Annotated in this window: 1 protein-coding gene; it reads left to right on the top strand. The window is 59.4% G+C overall.

Translation table 11 applies throughout. The features are described from left to right. Nucleotides 1-489, top strand: a 489-nt coding sequence (locus tag JAO29_RS23115) for a hypothetical protein (RefSeq protein WP_334270645.1), incomplete at its 5' end; no start/stop codon positions are given. Nucleotides 490-594: the final 105 nt, after the last annotated feature.

Genomic DNA, 594 nt, shown 5'->3' on the forward strand with positions numbered 1-594 from the left:
CAGGGGAATTGGCAGGTGTTGGAGCGGCTAGGGGTGTCGGGGAGTTCCGTGGCCCTGGGGGCACCGGGGTTGGCGAGTTCTGTGATGGATTCAGGTCACTTGGAGAAGGCTCCCTGGATTGAGTATCACTTTGACTCGGTGTCGCAAGGAGATGCAACGCTGACGGTGCATATGCTGCCGGTCTTTCCCGTTGACTCTGAGCACCGACTGCGTTTCGCGGTTGCGCTGGATGGTGGGCCGGCAAAGGTTCTCGACTTGAGCGGCACGGGAGAGTGGAAAGAGGGCAGCGCTCCTACATGGGAAGCCAATGTGCTGCGTAATGATGCTCGACTGAACCTCTCGCTTGGCAAGCTTCAGCCGGGCCGGCATATGCTTCGGTTGTTCTATGTTGACCCGGGTTTAGTTTTTCAGCACATTACGATTGCGTTTGTAGGCGCTCCCGCGAGTTACCCAGTCCCGCCCGAGACGCGCTGCGGAGATACGCGGTAAGAGCTCGGCAACCGTGGCGCCGACTTCGATCCCGATTCTGTCGTTCACCGCAGACCGAGTGCGCTGCTTGCAGCCCAGATACCGCTCTGTGGTCTGGATCGAAAC

Origin of the sequence: Edaphobacter sp. HDX4, assembly GCF_036877565.1 — a bacterium.
In the GTDB taxonomy this organism is placed as follows: domain Bacteria; phylum Acidobacteriota; class Terriglobia; order Terriglobales; family Acidobacteriaceae; genus Edaphobacter.